This is a genomic window from Dryocola clanedunensis subsp. sulfonylureivorans (genome assembly GCF_016756775.1).
Lineage (GTDB): Bacteria > Pseudomonadota > Gammaproteobacteria > Enterobacterales > Enterobacteriaceae > Dryocola > Dryocola clanedunensis.
Genome location: NZ_JAERMU010000011.1, coordinates 77,757 through 96,667 on the forward strand (window position 1 = coordinate 77,757; position 18,911 = coordinate 96,667).

Sequence of the window (18,911 nt, forward strand, 5' to 3'; positions counted from 1 at the left end):
ACCCATGGGTTTATTGATTTGCCCCGCTATCGCGAACGGCGGGTGTGGCAAAATAGCCAAAAATTTTTCTCAAGGAGTAAGCTCGTGTTGGATAAACTGCGTTCACGTCTGGTACAGGTCGGCCCCTCTTTATTACGTACGCCGGTCAAACTGACGCCTTTTGCCCTGAAGCGTCAGGTGCTGGAGCAGGTGCTGGGCTGGCAGTTTCGTCAGGCGCTGGAGGACGGCGAGCTTGAGTTTCTGGACGGGCGCTGGCTGAGCATTGAAGTGCGCGATCTTGGTCTAAAATGGTTTACCTCCGTCCAGGACAATAAGCTGGTTGTCCGTGAGGATGCCCCGGCGGATGTTAGCTTTAGCGCGACGGCTAACGATCTGCTTTTGATTGCCGCACGCAAACAGGACCCGGATACGTTATTCTTCCAGCGTCGTCTGGTCATTGAAGGCGATACGGAACTCGGTCTGTACGTCAAGAACCTGATGGATGCCATTGAGCTGGACGCGATGCCAAAACCTTTACGCGTTCTGCTGCTGCAACTGGCAGATTTCGTCGAAGCGGGCCTGCAGCACAAGCCCGTTCCAGACAGTAACTCGGTAGGTGAGCCATGCTAATTCGTGTAGAAATACCCATCGATGCGCCAGGCATCGACGCACTGCTGCGCCGCACGTTCAACGGTAACGGTGAAGCGGATCTGGTGAAAGATTTACGGGAAGATGGCCAGCTGACGCTGGGGCTGGTCGCCACCGACGACGAAGGTCAGGTGGTGGGCTATGTGGCCTTCAGCCCGGTCGCCGTAGAGGGTGAAGAGCTACAGTGGGTGGGGCTTGCGCCGCTTGCCGTGGATGAAGCCTATCGCGGTCAGGGGCTGGCTAAGCGGCTGGTTTATGAGGGGCTGGATTCGCTCAATGAGTTTGGCTATGCCGCCGTGGTCACCTTAGGTGAACCCGCGCTGTACGGGCGACTGGGCTTTGTACCAGCCGCACAGCACGGCTTGCGCTGTGCCTGGCCGGAAACGGAAGCGTATTTCCAGATCCGCCCGCTGGCGGACGATGCGCTTAACGGCGTCAGCGGTCTGGTGGAGTATCACGACCATTTCAATCGCGAATTCTAATCCGTCGGCTGCTTATGGAGACCTGCCAGCAGGTCTTCAAAAGCCAGGCCGCCGCTCACCAGCCTCTCTTTTTGCGCTTTGGTCAGCTGCTTGATGCGGTATTCCAGACGCAGCGCCGCAGAGCGGTCGCCCACCAGGTGACTAAACGCCAGCTTCAGCTCGCCTTTTCCCCGCAGGGCCTTGGCGCCTTTTCCGGATTGATGCTGCAGGAAACGACGATCCACATCGGTGGTTATCCCGGTGTAGAGGCGGTTATCGAGGGTGCGGACTAAATAGAGATACCAGCTGGACATAGGTCGGGCGCATAATTGAAATTCACTGCAGGGTAACATCGTTCAGGATGGACATGGAAACACTAGATGCCATCAGCCGCTGGCTGAACAAACAGCACGTGCTTAGCTACTGCGTCGGCGGTAACGACGAGCTATGGTGCGCTAACGCTTTTTATTACTATGATGCGCAGCGCGTGGCCTTCTATCTGCTCAGCGAAACCTCAACGCGCCACGGCGGGCTAATTGGGGCAGGTACAAACGTTGCGGGGACCATCAACGGGCAGCCCAAAACCGTCGCGCTGATTCGTGGCGTTCAGTTTCGTGGCCGCATCAGGATGATGGAAGAAAGCGAAGGGGCGACCGTGCGGGCGCTCTACTGTAAAAAATTCCCGGTTGCGAGAGTGATGATCGCTCCCGTCTGGGAGATCCGGCTCGACGAGCTGAAAATGACGGACAACACTCTCGGCTTTGGTAAAAAACTGCACTGGCTGCGGGAAAACTAGCGGCCTAACAGACGCAGCGCTTCGCGGTTAAACGCCGGTAAATCCTCTGGCGTACGGCTGGTGACAAGCTGATCTTTATCGACCACGACCTCTTTATCATAGAAGTCCGCGCCTGCGTTTTTCACGTCAATCACGATAGGCTTCACGGCGGTAAGTTTGCGTCCGCGCACCACATCGGCGCTGATCAGCAGCTGCGGGCCGTGGCAAATAGCAAAGACCGGCTTGCCGCTGTTCATGAAGTCACGGGTAAAGGTCACGAAGCGCTCGTCGCCACGCAGGCTGTCCGGGGAATGCCCGCCCGGAAGTAAAAGCGCGTCGAAATCTGCCGGGCGAACTTCATCAATGGCCTTGTCGATTTTAACTTTCGCTTCACCCTGTTTGCCGGTAACTGTTTTTCCGGCCTGCTTCTCAATGGTGATAACCTCATGGCCCGCTTTGCGGAACTCTTCTGCGGGTGAAGTAAATTCTGAATCCTCAAATTCGTCGGTGATCAGGACCGCAATCTTCTTGCTCATAGTGCCTCCGTATTGATGGTTCCAGTCATTAAGCCTGGTCCACGAGGCAGACTTTGCAAGCGAAAGGGCTAGACTTAGAATCATCTGAATAAGGAGCTTCCATGAGCCGAGTACTGATTACCGGGGCCACGGGCCTGGTGGGTGGGCACCTGCTGCGTCTGCTGAACGACGATCCTCGTATCACCCATATCACCGCCGCAACGCGCCGACCGCTGGCCGCCGAAATGGCAAAAGTCTCTAATCCCCACGACCCGCAGCTGAGCGACGCGCTGGTGCAGATTACCGGGCCGCTGGATATCGTTTTCTGCTGCCTGGGGACGACCATGCGCGAGGCGGGCAGCAAAGAGGCGTTTGTTCTGGCGGACTATACGCTGGTGGTGGATACCGCCATCACGGGGCAGCGGCTGGGGGCGACGCATATGCTGGTGGTCAGTTCGATAGGCGCCAACAGCAGCTCACCATTTTTTTACAATCGGGTGAAAGGGAAGATGGAGGAGGCGCTGATTGCCCAGCAGTGGCCGCGGCTGACCATTGCGCGCCCGTCCATGCTGCTTGGGCACCGGGAATCACAGCGGTTCAACGAGTCGCTGTTTGCTCCGCTGTTTAAAATCATGCCCGGTAAATGGAAATCCATCCAGGCCAGAGACGTGGCGCGGGCGATGCTGCAGGAGGCCGTTTCTCCCACCCATGAAGGTACTGCGGTTCTGGATTCCAGGGAGCTAAGGAAAATTGCCGCGCATGGTGGCTACAGGTAAGCGCGGCTTTCCAATAGCGGGGCGGCAAGCGTAGTATTAGCGGCAAATAATTATCACCACGTTAATACTCTCAGGGCACACCGTTATGCAAACTCAAACTTCACCCCGGGTGAGCGAGCCTTCGTTCGCCTGGTGGAAACCAGCGCTGTTCTTCCTCGTTGTGATTGTCGGGCTGTGGATAGTTAAATGGCAGCCGTACTACGGTAAAGCCTTTACCGCCGCCGACACGCACAGTATTGGTAAATCGATTATCGCCCAGCCGGAGGCGAACCCGCTGAAAGCGGCATGGGACTACGCGATGGTTTATTTCCTCGCGGTCTGGAAGGCGGCGGTGCTCGGCGTGCTTTTAGGCTCGCTGATTCAGGTTTTAATCCCCCGGGACTGGCTCCTGCGCACGCTCGGCAAACCGCGTTTTAGCGGCACGCTGTTCGGCACGCTTTTTTCATTGCCTGGCATGATGTGTACCTGCTGTGCGGCACCCGTTGCCGCTGGCATGCGCCGTCAGTCGGTGTCGATGGGCGGCGCGCTGGCGTTCTGGCTGGGGAACCCGCTGCTTAATCCCGCCACGCTGGTGTTTATGGGATTTGTGCTGGGCTGGCATTTCGCGCTGATTCGGCTGGCGGCGGGTATTGTCACGGTGCTGGGCGTAGCGACCATCGTGCAGTATTGGGTTAAGGATAAGCCGCAGGCGGTGGAGATCCCCCAGCCGACGGTTTCGCCACTGCGGGAGGGAAACTTTATCCAGCGCTGGATGAAAGCGCTGTGGAGCCTGTTCTGGAGCACGATCCCCGTTTACATCATCGCGGTTCTGGTACTGGGGGCAGCGCGAGTCTGGCTCTTCCCGCACGCGGATGGCGCGGTGGGCAATACGCTGTTCTGGGTGATTGCGATGGCGATTGCGGGCTGCCTGTTCGTTATCCCGACCGCCGCCGAAATTCCGATTATTCAGACCATGATGCTGGCCGGCATGGGCACCGCTCCGGCGCTGGCCCTGCTGATAACCTTGCCAGCCGTCAGCCTGCCGTCGCTGGTGATGCTGCATAAGGCGTTTCCGGCAAAAGCCTTATGGCTTACCGGTGGGCTGGTGGCGCTGAGTGGGGTGATTACAGGAACGCTGGCGCTGCTGTAGTTGTAGGGTGGATAAGCGCAGCGTCATCCACCGTTTATAATTCCGGTGGGCGACGCTGCGCTTACCCCGCCTTAAGAAATTGCGGCTTTAGCGTAAGTGATGAACGACCTGGTTACTGCTGCCGCGCCAGATTAGCGCCGGGTCTTTCAAATCCTGTACAAACTTGCCGTCGACCAGCACGTTGATGAGATTGACCACTTCCCGCTGGCTCTCCGTCAGCTCATCCAGCTTATAGCCCGTCCACATCCAGATATCTTTGCCCGGGCATTCTGCCCGCACGCGCTGGACCAGCTTCAGAATATCCGGCACGTTTTGCGGATGCAGCGGGTCGCCGCCCGAAAGCGACAGACCCTGGCGGCGCACGCGGGTATCGTTCAGATCGCTTATGATCTGGTCTTCCATCGCCCGGGTGAACGGCATGCCAGAATTGACCCGCCAGGTGCTTTTGTTATAGCAGCCGGGGCATTCATGCACGCAGCCGGAAACGAACAGCGTGCAGCGGGTACCCGGCCCGTTAACGATATCCACCGGGTAGTACTGATGCATGTTCACTTAGCCGATCTGCCCGTTGCCCAGGTGTTTCACGCGGCGCTTAACTTCCTCCTGCTTGCCGGCGTTGAACGGACGGGCGTCCGGGCTGCCCAGGTAGCCGCAAACGCGACGGGTAACGGAGACGCGAGCCGCATCGTGGTTACCGCATTTCGGGCAGGTGAAGCCCTTGCTGGTGCATTCGAACTCGCCGGTGAAGCCGCACTCGTAGCACTCGTCGATTGGCGTGTTGGTGCCGTAATACGGAACGTGTTTGTAGCTGTAATCCCAGACGTCTTCCAGCGCCTGCAGGTTGTGCTGGATGTTCGGGTATTCGCCGTAACAAATGAAACCGCCGTTAGCCACGGGTGGATACGGTGCTTCAAAGTCGATTTTGTCGTATGGGTTAACTTTCTTCTCAACGTCGAGGTGGAAGCTGTTGGTGTAATAGCCTTTATCGGTCACGCCCGGCACTACGCCAAACTCGGCGGTATCCAGACGGCAGAAGCGGTCGCACAGGTTTTCACTTGGCGTGCTGTAGAGGCTGAAGCCGTAGCCGGATTCCTCTTTCCAGGCATCCGTTGCCTGACGCAGGCGGGCAACAATCGCCACGGCTTTCTGGCGCAGAGCTTCGCTGTCGTAAACGTGCTGGTTGCCAAACAGCGCGTTAACGGTTTCGTGAATGCCGATATAGCCCAGGGAAATAGAGGCACGACCGTTTTTGAATATATCAGCCACGTTATCGTCCGCTTTCAGACGCACACCGCAGGCACCTTCCATATACAGGATTGGCGCTACGCGGGCCTTCACCCCTTCCAGGCGGGCGATGCGGGTCATCAGCGCTTTGTGTGCCAGCTCCAGACGGCTGTCGAGCAATTTCCAGAACGCGGCTTCGTCGCCTTTGGCTTCCAGCGCGATGCGCGGCAGGTTGAGGCTGATCACGCCGATGTTGTTACGGCCATCGTGGATCTGCTCGCCGTTCTCTTCATACACGCCCAGGAAGCTGCGGCAGCCCATCGGGGTTTTGAACGAGCCGGTTACTTTGACTACCTGATCGTAATTCAGGATGTCCGGATACATGCGCTTGCTGGCGCACTCCAGGGCCAGCTGTTTAATGTCGTAGTTCGCGTCGCCGGCCTTATGGTTCAGGCCGTCTTTAATGGCAAACACCAGCTTAGGGAAGACGGCGGTTTTACGATTTTTACCCAGCCCCGCGATGCGGTTACGCAGAATAGAAGTCTGGATCAGGCGGGATTCCCAGCTCGTCCCCAGACCAAAACCGAAGGTGACGAACGGCGTCTGGCCGTTGGCGGTGTGCAGGGTGTTCACTTCATATTCCAGCGACTGGAAGGCGTCGTAGCACTCTTTCTCGGTGCGGGAGAGGGCGTAGCCTTCGGCGTCCGGGATCTGCCACTCTTCGGCCGTTTTGCGATGTTTTTTGAAGCTTTCGGTCACAAACGGAGCCAGCACTTCATCAATGCGGTTAATGGTGGTGCCGCCGTAGATGTGGCTGGCAACCTGGGCGATGATCTGTGCGGTAACCGCCGTGGCGGTAGAAATGGACTTTGGCGGTTCAATTTCCGCGTTACCCATCTTAAAGCCGTGGGTCAGCATGCCTTTCAGGTCGATAAGCATGCAGTTAAACATCGGGAAGAACGGAGAGTAGTCCAGATCGTGATAGTGGATGTCACCACGCTCGTGCGCCAGCACCACGTCACGCGGCAACAAGTGCTGCTTGGCATAATGCTTGGCCACAATGCCCGCCAGCAGATCGCGCTGGGTTGGGATCACCTTGCTGTCTTTATTCGCGTTTTCGTTGAGCAGGGCGGAGTTGGTTTGTTCGACCAGGCCACGGATCTCCTGGTTTAACCGGCCACGTTTTTCACGTTCAAGATCGCGGTCATGGCGATATTCGATATAGGCACGGGCCAGCTGCTTGTAGTTACCTGCCATTAGCTGGTTTTCTACTGCGGTCTGGATCTCGCCGATATCCACCTGGCTGCGGCCTTCCATCTGCGTGCGAACGATATCTGCGACGCGGCCGCAGTAATCTGCGTCATCGACTCCCGCTGCTTTAGCTGCACGAAGAATGGCTTCTTTAATGCGCTCTGAAGTGAAAGGTACTTTGCACCCGTCTCTTTTCATCACATGCGGTGTCATGATCTCTCCATTTTTAAAATTGGTTATCCACACCGGGCCGGCAGACACCGTTGCCTGATATAGATATGTTTTGCCAAAGACTTCCGAATTTCTGCCCCTGTTATCCACAGGTAATGCCCAGAGTTATCCTGTGGGTGCTGTTGCGATAATAGTCGATATATACAACATATGGGGGCAGGGTGCATTTTAAGGTCTATATATAGTGCTTGCACCAAAGATGTTTGAACTTTTATTGATGCAGGACAAAGTATTGCGGGCGTTGCAGGAAGGGTGCGGCGTCGGTTCGGAAAACAAATTTAAGCGCTGAATTTTTCGCGTAAATAGTCGACAAAAACGCGGGTTCGCGTGGGATGTGAAAAGAGCAGGGCGGACAGGCGCAGGCGCCATCCGCCGCTTGAGTTCTACTTCTGCAGCCAGTAAACCGCCTCATAAGGCCGCAGGCTGATTTCCCCCGGCTTGCCTGAGGCCTCAGCATAGTTGCTCATCAGCACCTCCCAGCTGCCCTCAAAGGCATCCGGCTGCCACCACTGGTTATGGCGGCTGAGGTTTGCCGCGACCACCAGCGTCTGGCCCTGCCATTCCCGGCGGTAGCACCACAGATAAGGGTGTTCCGGCAGCAGATCCTGATAGCTGCCCCAGGTGAAGATCGGCTGGGCCTTGCGCAGCTTAATAAGCCGCTGGTAGGCATAAAACACCGAATCCGGATCGTCTACCGCCTTGCTGGCGTTGATCGTTTCGTAGTTATCGCACAGGTTGATCCACGGCGTGCCGGTAGTGAAGCCCGCGTTTTCACCGCTGTCCCACTGCATTGGCGTGCGGCTGTTATCCCTGGATTTACTGGCGAGGATTGCCAGCAGGTTGTCGCTGTCGCGGCCCTGAGCGCGCAGCTCCGCGTACATGTTATGGCTCTCAACGTCACGGTAATCAATGATGCGGCTGAAGTGGGGGTTGGTCATCCCCAGCTCTTCGCCCTGATAGATATACGGCGTGCCCTGCATGCCGTGCAGCACCATGGCCAGCATCTTCGCCGCCGGAACCCGCAGCTCCCCTTCGTCCCCAAAGCGGGAAACGATGCGCGGCTGGTCGTGGTTACACCAGAACAGCGCGTTCCACGCCACGTTGTGCATGCCCTGCTGCCAGTGGCTGAAAATGGCCTTCAGCGCCACAAAGTCCGGCTCCGCCAGTGTCCATTTCTGCCCGCCGGGATAATCCACTTTCAGGTGGTGGAAGTTGAACGTCATCGACAGCTCGTCGGCGTTCAGCGCCGCGTACTGCTGGCAGTTATCGAGCGTGGTGGAGGACATTTCGCCCACCGTCATCAGCTCGCGGGGTACAAACACATCGCGGCTAAGCTCCTGCAAATACTCGTGGATGCGCGGCCCGTCGGTATAAAAACGGCGGCCGTCGCCCCCTTCGATATCGTCCGGGAAATCCTGGTCTTTCGAGACGAGGTTGATGACGTCGAGGCGCAGACCGTCAACGCCACGGTCCGCCCAGAACTCGCAAACCCTTTTCAGCTCGGCGCGAACCTGCGGGTTTTCCCAGTTCAGATCCGCCTGTTCCGGGGCGAAGAGATGCAGATAGTACTGGCCGCTTTCCGCATGCCAGCGCCAGGCGTTACCGCCAAATTTCGAGCGCCAGTTGTTCGGCAGCACGTCCGGCGTGCCGTCGCGCCAGATGTAGAATTCGCGGTATGGACTGTCCTTGTTAAGCGACTCGTGGAACCAGGCGTGCTGCGTGGAAGTATGGTTAAACACCATATCCAGAATGACGCGGATGCCGCGCTCGTGCGCACCGGCCACCAGCAGGTCAAAATCATCCAGCGTGCCGTAGGTATGGTCGATGGCGCAGTAGTTCGCCACGTCATAGCCGTTGTCCACCTGCGGTGAGACATAAAACGGCGTCAGCCAGATGGCGTCCACGCCCAGCAGCTTGAGGTAGTCGAGACGCTTAATCACGCCAATTAAATCACCGGTTCCGTTGCCGGTCGTGTCCTGAAAACTCTTCGGGTAGATCTGGTAGATGACACCATGCTGCCACCATGGAGGAGTTGTATTCATAGCGCTTTCCTAAAGCTAAGGGGCCAGCAGCTGGCCCCGGTTACATCAAATTAAACCTACACCACTAACAGCGTGCCCTGACGGTATTTGCGCTTGTACACCGCCGTCGTCAGAACAATCGGGATCACCACGGCAATCAGAATCGCGATGGAGTAAACCTCCCAGTAGCGCGGCTGAATGGACAGAATGCCCGGCAGGCCGCCGACGCCAATGCCGTTCGCCATCACGCCGTTCAGGCCGCAGAGCAGGCCCGCGATACCTGAGCCAACCATTGCGCAGAGCATCGGGAAACGGTACTTCAGGTTAATCCCGTACATTGCCGGTTCGGTGACGCCCAGATAAGCGGATATCGCCGCCGGAACCGAAATTTCACGTTCGTTGTGCTTGCGGCTGCAAATGATCACCCCAACTACCGCCGAGGCCTGCGCAATGTTAGACAGCGCGATCAGCGGCCAGACAGGCGTACCGCCCATGCTCTGAATCATCTGCATGTCGATGGCCAGCGTCGTCTGGTGCACGCCGGTAATCACCAGCGGCGCATACAGGAAGCCAAACAGCGCGGCCCCTATTGGCGCAAAGCTGCCGGTCATCAGGTGGCGCACGGCGAAGGCAACACCGTCGCCAATCCAGCGGCCGAACGGGCCGATGAACGCGTGGGCCAGGAACACGGCCAGAATCAAAGAACACACGGGCACTATTACAAGATAGAGGTAATCCGGGACTATGCGTTTAAGACGCGTCTCAATAAAGCCCAGCGCCAGGCCCGCCAGCAGGGCAGGAATAACCTGCGCCTGGTAGCCCACCTTCTCAATGGTGAACCAGCCGAAGTTCCAGACCTCCGGGATTTTGGTCCCTAAATCGTAGGCGTTCATCAGCTGCGGCGACACGAGCGTAACGCCCAGCACGATACCAAGGATAGGCGTCCCGCCCATTTTGCGCACGGCGGACCAGCAAATCCCTACCGGTAGATAGAAGAAAATCGCTTCGCCAATCAGCCACAGGAAGTCATAGATGCTTTGCAGCGACGGGTGCATCTGCGCCAGCGTCTGGCCGTTGCTCATCGGCAGATCGCCAATCACGTTGCGGAAGCCGAGGATCAAACCGCCACTGATGAGCGCAGGCAGTAAGGGGAAGAAAATCTCCGCGAAGTGCGAGATAAGCTGCTCGTGCCACTTCATGTTCTGGCGGGCGGCCAGCTTCGCCTGCTCTTTGTCCGCCGTGTTGTGGCCGCTGGTGGCAATCAGCGCCTTATAGTAATCGCCCACTTCCGGGCCGATCACGACCTGGAACTGCCCGGCGTTGGTAAAGCAACCTTTCACCATCGGCAGATCTTCGATCTCTTTCGGTCGGGCAATCGCCGTGTTGTTCAGTACAAAGCGGAGTCGGGTAATGCAGTGGCTCACGGTGGCGATGTTTTCGCGTCCGCCGACCAGCTCAATTAGCCTGTCGATGTCCTGTTGTTTTACTTTGCTCATTGTGGAATCCCGAGGTAAGGAGGAATGACCTGGCCGCAAGGTTACCGGGTAATGATTTTTGCGAAAACGGGAACGTTCCCGAAATCGGGTGACGATCACAATAAACCTGCGATCGGGGGAGAATTACTGAAGCGTGCTGGGGATAACGATCTGGCGCAGATCGCGGGCCTGGGTTACCTGGCCGATAAGCTGCAGTACCGCCTGACGCCCGGCTTCCGCATAGCCTGGATCGACGGTAATGATTTCCGGGTGGAGGAACTTCATCAGCGGCGTGTTGCCGACGCTCGCCAGCTGGAGCGAAGCCTGGTGCTCCTGCAAATATTTGCTGGCGCCTAACGCGAGGGTATCGGTGGCGCAGAGCAGGGCGGTAGTCTCCGGCAGCAATACCTCGGCGACGTGTTCATAGCCCTGTTTCATCGCCAGCCCCGGCAGAGCCACCTTCGGCGTCAGCCCGTGCTTTTTGCAGAAGGCGAGATAGGCCTCATGGCGACGCAGGCCCGTCGTTACGTCGGTATGCGGCACGCCGAGGAAGCTGATATGGCGGTGCCCCTGAGCATAAAGTTTAGCCATCAGGCTGGTAATGGCACCTTCGTCGTCGTAGCAGACGGAGGCAAAGCCTTTGGCTTCCCGGGCCATCAGCACCATGGTGGCCTGCCACGGCTGGAGTATTTTTTCGCTGATGCCGGTGAAGCCGAAGAGGATCACGCCGTCGATATTGCGGCGCTTGAGCATGCCAAGATGCTCCTCGACCAGCTCAGGATCGAACTGGCTTTCCATCATGATCGGATCGTATCCCTGTTGATACAGGCCCGGCAGCATGGTCTGCACCGCCAGGTTCTCCGACAGCGAATCCAGACGGGTGACGATGATCGCCACGACCTTATCGCTTTGCCCGCGCATGGCGCGAGCCGATCGGGAGGGGGAAAACCCTTCCTGCTGCATCACCGCCTCCACCCTTTCGCGCGTGCGGGCGCTGACGCCGCTCTCGTTGTTCAGCACGCGGGAGACGGTGGACTTGCCCACGCCGCTTAGTCGGGCAATGTCTTTGATGGTGAGGCGATTTTGCATGTCTCTGGTCATTCCCTGAAATAATTAGCGTAGGTTTTATACATTAAAGTTGTCCATGCCAACAAACGGCAATGGGTAAAATCTGGTTTACGTTGGGTTTAGTTTCGCGGGCGTATTATATCCGCACTTTCGCTGCGCCTGAGGGCGTAACGAAGCAAACCCAAAATCTTTCACCGGAGGCGACATGGAACCCGATCCCAGTCCAGACCCTGTAATGACAGGAACCATCCGGTAAGACACCCTTCTTTGAAGTGATTGCCTTACCGGAAACCGTAAGGCAGTGACCCTCTTGATGTCGATCCCTGCTGAATAAATTTGACCTGCAAGGTCGGCTTAGCCGTGCCCGCAGGACAGCCGAGCGCCGCTTCAGGCGACGCTAAGGGACTATTATGCTGTTTAAAAACCTGACCCGGCAGTTGTTTTCACAACTGAGCCGCCATCTGCCACGCCGTCTGATCCAGCGCGACCCCATGCCGGACGGCAAAACTGTTTCTCAGGCGACGGATATCCCCGCCACGCTCACCGAAGCGTGCCTGAAATATGCCTACGCCAGCGAAGAGCAGCTCTATCGTGAATTCTCCAGCCATCCCGAAGGGCTGAACGCCCGTGAAGTGGAAGATGCGCTGGAGGCCCACGGCCCGAATCAGATCCCAACCCAGGCGGCAGCGCCGTGGTGGAAGCATCTGTGGAGCTGCTACCGTAACCCCTTCAACCTGCTGCTGACGCTGCTGGGCATCTTCTCTTACGCGACGGAAGACGATCTTTTTGGTGCCAGCGTGATTGCGCTGATGGTGGTTATCTCCACGCTGCTCAATTTCATTCAGGAAGCCCGCTCCACCAGGGCTGCGGACGCGCTTAAAGCGATGGTCAGCAACACCGCTACGGTGCTGCGCGTGGTGAATGAGAAGGGCACCAGCGACTACGTTGAAGTCCCCATTGACCAGCTGGTGCCGGGGGACATCGTTAAACTCTCGGCGGGAGATATGATCCCGGCGGATTTACGCGTCATCCAGGCCCGGGATCTGTTCGTCGCCCAGGCTTCCCTGACCGGTGAATCTCTGCCGGTAGAGAAGGCCGCCGCCAGCCGCGAAGCGCGGCACAGCAATCCGCTCGAATGCGACACGCTGTGCTTCATGGGCACCAACGTGGTCAGCGGCACCGCGCTGGCCATGGTGGTGGCAACCGGGGGCAACACCTGGTTTGGCCAGCTTGCCGGGCGCGTAACCCAGCAGGAAAACGAGCCTAATGCTTTCCAGAAGGGCATCAGCCGCGTCAGCTGGCTGCTGATCCGCTTCATGCTGGTGATGGTGCCGGTGGTCCTGCTGATCAACGGTTTCACCAAAGGCGACTGGTGGGAGGCCGCGCTATTCTCGCTCTCCGTTGCGGTCGGGCTGACGCCGGAAATGCTGCCGATGATTGTCACCTCGACGCTTGCTCGCGGGGCGGTGAAACTCTCTAAACAGAAGGTCATCGTTAAGCATCTGGACGCCATTCAGAACTTTGGCGCGATGGATGTTCTCTGCACCGATAAAACCGGCACGCTGACCCAGGACCGTATCATCCTCGAAACCCATACCGATATTCTGGGCGGCGTGAGCGACCGCGTGCTGCATACCGCGTGGCTTAACAGCCACTATCAGACCGGGTTGAAAAACCTGCTGGACGTGGCGGTGCTGGAAGCGCTGGACATAGACCATGTTCGTAAAGCGGTTGCCCGCTGGCAGAAAGTGGATGAAATCCCGTTTGATTTTGAGCGTCGCCGCATGTCGGTGGTGGTGTCCGAATCGCCGGACGCGCACCAGCTGATCTGCAAAGGGGCGCTTCAGGAGATCCTCAACGTCTGCACCCAGGTGCGCCATGGCGATGAGATCGTGCCGCTCAACGATGGCATGCTCAAACGTATTCGCCGGGTGACGGACGATCTGAACCGTCAGGGGCTGCGCGTTGTTGCCGTTGCCACAAAGTTCCTCCCGGCGCGTGAGGGAGATTACAGCCGCGTTGACGAGTCCGATCTGATTCTGGAAGGTTATATTGCGTTCCTCGATCCGCCGAAAGAGACGACGGCTCCGGCGCTGAAAGCCCTGAAGGCCAGCGGCATCACGGTCAAGATCCTTACCGGCGACAGCGAGCTGGTGGCGGCAAAAGTTTGCCGTGAGGTGGGGCTGGACGTAGGCGAGCTGGTGGTAGGAAGCGAAATCGAAAACCTTAGCGATGAAGATCTGGCAAAGCTTGCTCTGCGCACCACGCTCTTTGCCCGTCTGACGCCGATGCACAAAGAGCGTATCGTCCGGCTGCTGCGCGGTGAGGGCCACGTTGTCGGCTTTATGGGCGACGGCATCAACGATGCGCCTGCGCTGCGGGCGGCGGATATTGGCATCTCCGTGGACGGCGCGGTGGATATCGCCCGCGAGGCGGCGGATATCATTCTGCTTGAGAAAAGCCTGATGGTGCTGGAGGAGGGCGTGATCGAAGGGCGGCGCACTTTTGCCAACATGTTGAAATACATCAAAATGACCGCCAGCTCTAACTTCGGCAACGTCTTCAGCGTGCTGGTGGCGAGCGCCTTCCTGCCGTTCCTGCCGATGCTGCCGATTCACCTGCTGATCCAGAACCTGCTGTACGATGTCTCCCAGGTGACGATCCCGTTTGATAACGTGGACGACGAGCAAATTCAGAAGCCGCAGCGCTGGAACCCGGCGGACTTAGGGCGGTTTATGGTGTTCTTCGGGCCGATAAGCTCCATCTTTGACATCATGACGTTCTGCGTCATGTGGTGGGTCTTCCAGGCTAACACCCCGGAACACCAGACCCTGTTCCAGTCCGGCTGGTTTGTGGTGGGGCTGCTGTCACAAACATTGATTGTGCATATGATTCGCACCCGTCGTATTCCGTTTATTCAGAGCCGGGCCGCCTGGCCGCTGATGGTGATGACTCTGGTGGTGATGGCCGTTGGCATTGCGCTGCCGTTTTCGCCGCTGGCGGGCTATCTGCACCTCCAGGCGCTGCCGCTGGCCTATTTCCCATGGCTGGTGCTGATTCTTGGCGGTTACATGACGCTGACTCAGGCCGTAAAGGGCATTTACAGCCGCCGTTACGGCTGGCAGTAATCCTAAAAAATACAAAACCCTGGCGAGATGTGATCCCCGTCTCGCCATAATCTTGATGAATATTTCCCCACGTGTTACCAGAGAGGTTTGCCTTTTCTGGCCCGTCACTTGAAAGGAATATTCATGTTTAAATCAATACGTTTGAGCCTGCTTGCCGGCTGCATTGCTACCGCCTGTCAGGCTCACGCCGCGCCCGCAGGGGATCTCCCGCTAATGCCCTGGCCGCAGCAGGTGAGCCGCCCGGCGGCGGAGGGAAGCCTCGTACTGGATAACTCGGTATCGATTAAAATCAGCGGTGACAAGCTGGACGGGGCCACGGAGCGCTGGCGTAAGCGAATCACCCAGCAAGCCGGCTGGCAGCTTCAGCCTGCTCAGGCTAATCCTGGCAAGCCCACTATCAATATTCATATCAAAAATGCCGTTGACCCTTTGCCGAAGCTCGGCAGCGATGAAAGCTATACCCTGAGCGTGACGGCAGATGGGGTGCAGCTAACCGCGAATACCCGCTTCGGCGCGATGCGCGGCATGGAAACGCTGCTCCAGCTTATTCAGAACGGCCCGCAAAATACCTCAATACCGTTTGTGGCAATCAAAGATGTGCCGCGTTTCCCGTGGCGCGGGGTCCTGCTGGATTCCGCCCGCCACTTCATCCCGGTGAAAGATATTCTGCGCCAGCTGGACGGCATGGCGGCCGCCAAGTTTAACGTGCTTCACTGGCACCTGACGGATGACCAGGGCTGGCGCTTTGCTTCCGCTAAATATCCTAAGCTCCAGCAGCTGGCCAGCGACGGCGACTTTTATACCCAGGCACAGATGAAAGAAGTTGTGCGCTACGCAACGAAGCTGGGGATCCGCGTCGTGCCGGAAATGGACATGCCGGGCCATGCGTCCGCGATTGCGGTGGCTTACCCGGAACTGATGAGCGCGCCGGGGCCGTACGAGATGGAGCGCCACTGGGGCGTGCTTAAACCGCTGCTTAATCCGGCCAACGAAGCGGTCTATAAATTTGCCGATACGATGGTGGGCGAGCTGACGGCGATTTTCCCGGATGCCTATTTGCATATCGGCGGGGATGAAGTTGATGATACGCAGTGGCAGGAATCGAAACCCATTCAGGCGTTTATGAAACAGCAAAAGATTGCTGATACCCACGCGTTGCAGACTTATTTCAACCAGCGTCTGGAGAAGATCCTCGAGAAGCACCACCGCCAGATGATGGGCTGGGATGAGATTTACCATCCGGATCTGCCGAAGAGCATTCTGATCCAGTCCTGGCAAGGGCAGGACGCGCTGGGGGCGGTTGCCGCCAACGGCTATAAAGGGATCCTGTCGACGGGGTTCTATCTCGACCAGCCGCAGTCCACCGCTTACCACTATCGCAACGAGATCCTGCCGCAGGGCCTGAACGAGGTCGATCGCATCACCAAAGCCGACAGCGCGCAAAGCTGGTTCTTCTCTATGCCGCGCCTGAAAGGTAAGCCGGTGGAGGGCAGCTTCACGCTGGTGAATAACGAAATGGCCTGGCGAGGATTTATCGACTTCAAAGGCAAATCTCGCCGTGCCGTAAGGGACATCGAATGGCTAAGCCCAACCCAGGTGACCTTTACCGTGGATACCTGGATGGGGGAGACTCGCCCGGTGGTCACGGTGGATAAGGACCGGCTGAGCGGCTACTTCCTGGTGGGCAACGTGCGCTACCCGGCGACCGGACAGAAGCTGGACAGCGTGCCGGATGGCGTGCAGCCGGTGGTACCCAATGCCGAGCAGATGAATAATATCCTCGGCGGCGAAGCGGCGCTGTGGGCGGAGAATATTTCTGCGCCGCTGCTGGACATCAAGCTCTGGCCGCGGGCGTTTGCGGTGGCGGAGCGGCTGTGGTCGACGGAAGAGGTGAAAGATATCGACAACATGTACCAGCGCTTGCAGGCGATAGACGCCTGGACCACCGTTTCCGTAGGGCTTCAGCAGCATACCGCAGCGGTACAGCAGTTCACTCGCCTGGCGGGGACCACGGAAATCATGCCATTACAAATTCTCGCTCAGGCCGTTGAGCCGGCGCAGTATTACACCCGTCAGCATCTGAAGTTCCAGGCGGGCAATTATCACCACTTCGAGCCGCTTAACCGCTTTGCGGATGCGCTGGTGGCGGAAAGCAGCCAGGTGCGGGCGATGGACGGCTGGGTCGATAAGCTGATTGCCGACCCGGAAGACGGCAACAGCGCCGAGTCCCTGCGCCATACCTTTACCCGCTGGCAAAGCAATACGCCGGACGTGCTGGCGCTTATCGACGGCAGCTACCAGCTGAAGGCGCTGAAACCTGTGGCGGAAGACGTGGACAAACTGGCGGGCATCGGCCTGCGGCTGACCGACCTGGTGGCGAAACAGGGATCGTTAAGCGGCGGCGAGCGTGATGATATTCAGAAGCAGCTGGATAAAGCCGCACAAACTCAGGATGAGGTTATTGTTGCCGCCGTTTACCCGCTGCAAAAATTATTACGAGCAAGCATTAAATGAACCCGTAATTAATAATGGCCGCTTTCGCGGCCATTATAAAAAGGGTACTGTAACCATCACGCACCAGACAAAACCATTAAAGCCGGGGGAGCGGACTCCCCCGATGGGTTATTGACCGGCCGGGCAGGCCAGTTTGCTGAAGATAACCACGTCCTTATTAATAAAGAAGAACTCGCACAGCGAGTCCTGAATCAAAAAGGTAATAGTGATTAGCGTTAAGCAAACGATCAATAAACCATATAACTTTATGGTTTTATGCATGTAATTCCTCTTGAAAAGATGCTCAGGAGGAACTACCATCATCACACCTGTCTGGGGTGTGTGTTTGGTAGTTCCCCCATCCGCTAGTTAAAGGGATGGGGACCTCTACCAATAATCCTGCAACACAACCCTCACCGAAGTGCATTTATGCTGAAGATTAATGGCTTCAGCACCCGCAGCAATACTATTTTAAAACTCCCGCTATGACTAATTTTTATTTAATATGAGCCTGGATTTTATATCTGTTGGATGATTAACATGGAATCTTGTAACAGGTTGCAGTAATAATGTTGGTGAGAAATTTTATTGGCATTATTTAATAACGATGATAGGGTGTTTATATAAATGGCGGTACATGGCGCTATTTATGTTTTACAAGTCCTTTTCATTTCTATCTTGAGCAAAAAAGCCGGTTCATCACTGAACCGGCTTTTTTTTATCTTGAAGTTAATTAGCGACGAACCGCGATCGCTTCAATTTCAATTTTCACATCTTTTGGCAGACGCGCCACTTCCACGCAAGAACGCGCCGGGAAGGTTGCCTTGTGCTCGTTGAAGAATGCTTCGTAGGTCGCGTTCACGGTGGCGAAATCATTCAGGTCTTTGACGAAAACGGTGGTTTTCACGATATCGCCAACTTTCAGGCCTGCCGCTTCCACGATCGCCTGCACGTTCTCCAGCGACTGGCGCGCCTGAGCGGCAACGTCTTCCGGAACGGTGCCGGTTTTTGGGTCAACCGGGATCTGGCCGGAAGTGATAATCATGCTGCCAAGATCAACGCCCTGAACGTATGGGCCGATAGCTGCGGGTGCATTTTCGGTGCTGATAGTACGAGACATGTTCATTCCTTTATGAGAGTTCGTAGGGCGGGCAGGCAACGCATTACCCGCCGGAATTTAAACGGTGGACGACGCCTGCGCTTATCCACTCTGCTTTTTCATGAATCCTCGCCCATTATAGGTAAGCGAGCCTGGGCGGCAACGATTAATCCGCCAGCACCACATGATGCGCGAACTCTTTCTCACAGTATTTGCATTTAAGGCTGATGTCCTCACCACGCTTTCTTACCGCAAAGGAGGAGTGGACGGGTTCGCTGCGGCTGATACAGTTGGTGTTCGGACAAACCAGCACCTTTTCGATGCTTTCAGGCAGCTTAGGTTTGCTCTTGCCGACCACTTCGTATTCCTCGATGCGGTTGACGGTGGCGTGGGGCGCGTACATCGCCAGCTGGTCTACCTGCTCGTCGGTCAGAAACGTATTTTCGATTTTGATCAGGTCCTTACGCCCCTGCTCGCGGGACGGCAGGTTCAGGCCGATGGTAATGCGCTGGTCGGTTTCGGTCAGCTGGAACAGGGTGAGCAGCTTAAAGCCTATCTGCGCCGGGATATGGTCGATAACCGTGCCGCGTTTAATGGCTTCTACCTGTAATTTGTTATCGTGCGTCATCTCTTTATCC

General features: G+C 57.0%; 17 protein-coding genes. 7 read left to right on the plus strand and 10 right to left on the minus strand.

Going from position 1 to position 18,911, the window contains the following annotated elements; translation table 11 throughout:
- Nucleotides 1-84 precede the first annotated feature (84 nt).
- Both ubiT and HYQ67_RS13205 read left to right on the plus strand, forming a co-directional pair.
- Nucleotides 85-609, plus strand: coding sequence for a ubiquinone anaerobic biosynthesis accessory factor UbiT (gene ubiT / locus HYQ67_RS13200; RefSeq protein WP_202304136.1), 525 nt, complete (start codon nt 85-87; stop codon nt 607-609).
- The gene (locus HYQ67_RS13205) at nt 603-1,109 is read left to right on the plus strand and encodes a GNAT family N-acetyltransferase (RefSeq protein ID WP_202304137.1); all 507 of its coding nucleotides are present in this window, start codon (nt 603-605) and stop codon (nt 1,107-1,109) included. The genes ubiT and HYQ67_RS13205 overlap by 7 nt, the downstream gene beginning before the upstream one ends.
- Here HYQ67_RS13205 and HYQ67_RS13210 read toward each other — a convergent pair.
- Nucleotides 1,106-1,402: a GIY-YIG nuclease family protein gene (locus HYQ67_RS13210; protein WP_202304138.1), complete on the minus strand. Its 297-nt coding sequence runs from the start codon at nt 1,400-1,402 to the stop codon at nt 1,106-1,108. The genes HYQ67_RS13205 and HYQ67_RS13210 overlap by 4 nt on opposite strands.
- 53 nt (nt 1,403-1,455) lie before the next feature.
- On the opposite strand from HYQ67_RS13210, the gene HYQ67_RS13215 reads away from it, so the two are divergent.
- Nucleotides 1,456-1,884: a YhbP family protein gene (locus HYQ67_RS13215; protein WP_202304139.1), complete on the plus strand. Its 429-nt coding sequence runs from the start codon at nt 1,456-1,458 to the stop codon at nt 1,882-1,884.
- Here HYQ67_RS13215 and HYQ67_RS13220 read toward each other — a convergent pair.
- Nucleotides 1,881-2,399 carry a type 1 glutamine amidotransferase domain-containing protein gene (locus tag HYQ67_RS13220; protein ID WP_202304140.1) on the minus strand — a complete coding sequence of 173 codons (519 nt, stop codon included), beginning with the start codon at nt 2,397-2,399 and terminating at the stop codon, nt 1,881-1,883. The genes HYQ67_RS13215 and HYQ67_RS13220 overlap by 4 nt on opposite strands.
- Nucleotides 2,400-2,500: 101 nt before the next feature.
- Between HYQ67_RS13220 and HYQ67_RS13225 the strand changes: the two genes are divergently transcribed.
- On the plus strand, nt 2,501-3,154 hold the full coding sequence (locus HYQ67_RS13225; RefSeq protein ID WP_202304141.1) for an NAD(P)H-binding protein: 654 nt from the start codon (nt 2,501-2,503) through the stop codon (nt 3,152-3,154).
- Nucleotides 3,155-3,239: 85 nt separating this feature from the next.
- Nucleotides 3,240-4,283, plus strand: a complete 1,044-nt coding sequence (locus tag HYQ67_RS13230) for a permease (protein WP_202304142.1) — start codon at nt 3,240-3,242, stop codon at nt 4,281-4,283.
- Nucleotides 4,284-4,370: 87 nt separating this feature from the next.
- Here HYQ67_RS13230 and nrdG read toward each other — a convergent pair whose 3' ends face one another.
- The 5 genes from nrdG to treR form a co-directional block, all read right to left on the minus strand.
- On the minus strand, nt 4,371-4,835 hold the full coding sequence (gene nrdG / locus HYQ67_RS13235) for an anaerobic ribonucleoside-triphosphate reductase-activating protein (protein ID WP_202304143.1): 465 nt from the start codon (nt 4,833-4,835) through the stop codon (nt 4,371-4,373).
- Nucleotides 4,836-6,971, minus strand: a complete 2,136-nt coding sequence (nrdD, locus tag HYQ67_RS13240; protein ID WP_202304144.1) for an anaerobic ribonucleoside-triphosphate reductase — start codon at nt 6,969-6,971, stop codon at nt 4,836-4,838.
- Between the two features lie 401 nt (nt 6,972-7,372).
- Nucleotides 7,373-9,031 carry an alpha,alpha-phosphotrehalase gene (treC, locus tag HYQ67_RS13245; RefSeq protein ID WP_202304145.1) on the minus strand — a complete coding sequence of 553 codons (1,659 nt, stop codon included), beginning with the start codon at nt 9,029-9,031 and terminating at the stop codon, nt 7,373-7,375.
- A gap of 56 nt (nt 9,032-9,087) precedes the next feature.
- Complete coding sequence (gene treB / locus HYQ67_RS13250) at nt 9,088-10,506, minus strand: PTS trehalose transporter subunit IIBC (protein WP_202304146.1); 1,419 nt, start codon at nt 10,504-10,506, stop codon at nt 9,088-9,090.
- A 123-nt stretch (nt 10,507-10,629) separates the two neighbouring features.
- Nucleotides 10,630-11,574, minus strand: coding sequence for a trehalose operon repressor TreR (treR, locus tag HYQ67_RS13255; RefSeq protein ID WP_202304147.1), 945 nt, complete (start codon nt 11,572-11,574; stop codon nt 10,630-10,632).
- Between the two features lie 389 nt (nt 11,575-11,963).
- On the opposite strand from treR, the gene mgtA reads away from it, so the two are divergent.
- Together mgtA and HYQ67_RS13265 are read left to right on the plus strand one after the other, a co-directional pair.
- Nucleotides 11,964-14,681, plus strand: coding sequence for a magnesium-translocating P-type ATPase (mgtA, locus tag HYQ67_RS13260; RefSeq protein ID WP_431355440.1), 2,718 nt, complete (start codon nt 11,964-11,966; stop codon nt 14,679-14,681).
- A 123-nt stretch (nt 14,682-14,804) separates the two neighbouring features.
- On the plus strand, nt 14,805-17,195 hold the full coding sequence (locus tag HYQ67_RS13265) for a beta-N-acetylhexosaminidase (protein WP_202304148.1): 2,391 nt from the start codon (nt 14,805-14,807) through the stop codon (nt 17,193-17,195).
- 108 nt (nt 17,196-17,303) lie between these two features.
- Here HYQ67_RS13265 and HYQ67_RS13270 read toward each other — a convergent pair whose 3' ends face one another.
- From HYQ67_RS13270 to pyrI, 3 genes are all read right to left on the minus strand, one after another.
- Nucleotides 17,304-17,456 (minus strand): Hok/Gef family protein, encoded by a 153-nt coding sequence (locus HYQ67_RS13270; protein ID WP_202304149.1) that lies wholly within the window; start codon nt 17,454-17,456, stop codon nt 17,304-17,306.
- 451 nt (nt 17,457-17,907) lie between these two features.
- Entirely contained in the window at nt 17,908-18,294 is a 387-nt protein-coding gene (gene ridA, locus HYQ67_RS13275) for a 2-iminobutanoate/2-iminopropanoate deaminase (protein ID WP_202304150.1), read from the minus strand.
- 145 nt (nt 18,295-18,439) lie between these two features.
- Complete coding sequence (pyrI, locus tag HYQ67_RS13280) at nt 18,440-18,901, minus strand: aspartate carbamoyltransferase regulatory subunit (RefSeq protein ID WP_202304151.1); 462 nt, start codon at nt 18,899-18,901, stop codon at nt 18,440-18,442.
- Between the last annotated feature and the right edge of the window lie 10 nt (nt 18,902-18,911).

Bases quoted from the DNA above. Each gene is read 5' to 3' on its own strand.
- HYQ67_RS13220 (WP_202304140.1), bottom strand. From the start codon at position 2,399: ATGAGCAAGAAGATTGCGGTCCTGATCACCGACGAATTTGAGGATTCA.
- HYQ67_RS13210 (WP_202304138.1), bottom strand. From the start codon at position 1,402: ATGTCCAGCTGGTATCTCTATTTAGTCCGCACCCTCGATAACCGCCTC.
- mgtA (WP_431355440.1), top strand. From the start codon at position 11,964: ATGCTGTTTAAAAACCTGACCCGGCAGTTGTTTTCACAACTGAGCCGC.
- treR (WP_202304147.1), bottom strand. From the start codon at position 11,574: ATGCAAAATCGCCTCACCATCAAAGACATTGCCCGACTAAGCGGCGTG.
- HYQ67_RS13215 (WP_202304139.1), top strand. From the start codon at position 1,456: ATGGAAACACTAGATGCCATCAGCCGCTGGCTGAACAAACAGCACGTG.
- pyrI (WP_202304151.1), bottom strand. From the start codon at position 18,901: ATGACGCACGATAACAAATTACAGGTAGAAGCCATTAAACGCGGCACG.
- HYQ67_RS13225 (WP_202304141.1), top strand. From the start codon at position 2,501: ATGAGCCGAGTACTGATTACCGGGGCCACGGGCCTGGTGGGTGGGCAC.
- treB (WP_202304146.1), bottom strand. From the start codon at position 10,506: ATGAGCAAAGTAAAACAACAGGACATCGACAGGCTAATTGAGCTGGTC.
- treC (WP_202304145.1), bottom strand. From the start codon at position 9,031: ATGAATACAACTCCTCCATGGTGGCAGCATGGTGTCATCTACCAGATC.
- HYQ67_RS13270 (WP_202304149.1), bottom strand. From the start codon at position 17,456: ATGCATAAAACCATAAAGTTATATGGTTTATTGATCGTTTGCTTAACG.
- HYQ67_RS13205 (WP_202304137.1), top strand. From the start codon at position 603: ATGCTAATTCGTGTAGAAATACCCATCGATGCGCCAGGCATCGACGCA.
- HYQ67_RS13265 (WP_202304148.1), top strand. From the start codon at position 14,805: ATGTTTAAATCAATACGTTTGAGCCTGCTTGCCGGCTGCATTGCTACC.
- nrdD (WP_202304144.1), bottom strand. From the start codon at position 6,971: ATGACACCGCATGTGATGAAAAGAGACGGGTGCAAAGTACCTTTCACT.
- ridA (WP_202304150.1), bottom strand. From the start codon at position 18,294: ATGTCTCGTACTATCAGCACCGAAAATGCACCCGCAGCTATCGGCCCA.
- HYQ67_RS13230 (WP_202304142.1), top strand. From the start codon at position 3,240: ATGCAAACTCAAACTTCACCCCGGGTGAGCGAGCCTTCGTTCGCCTGG.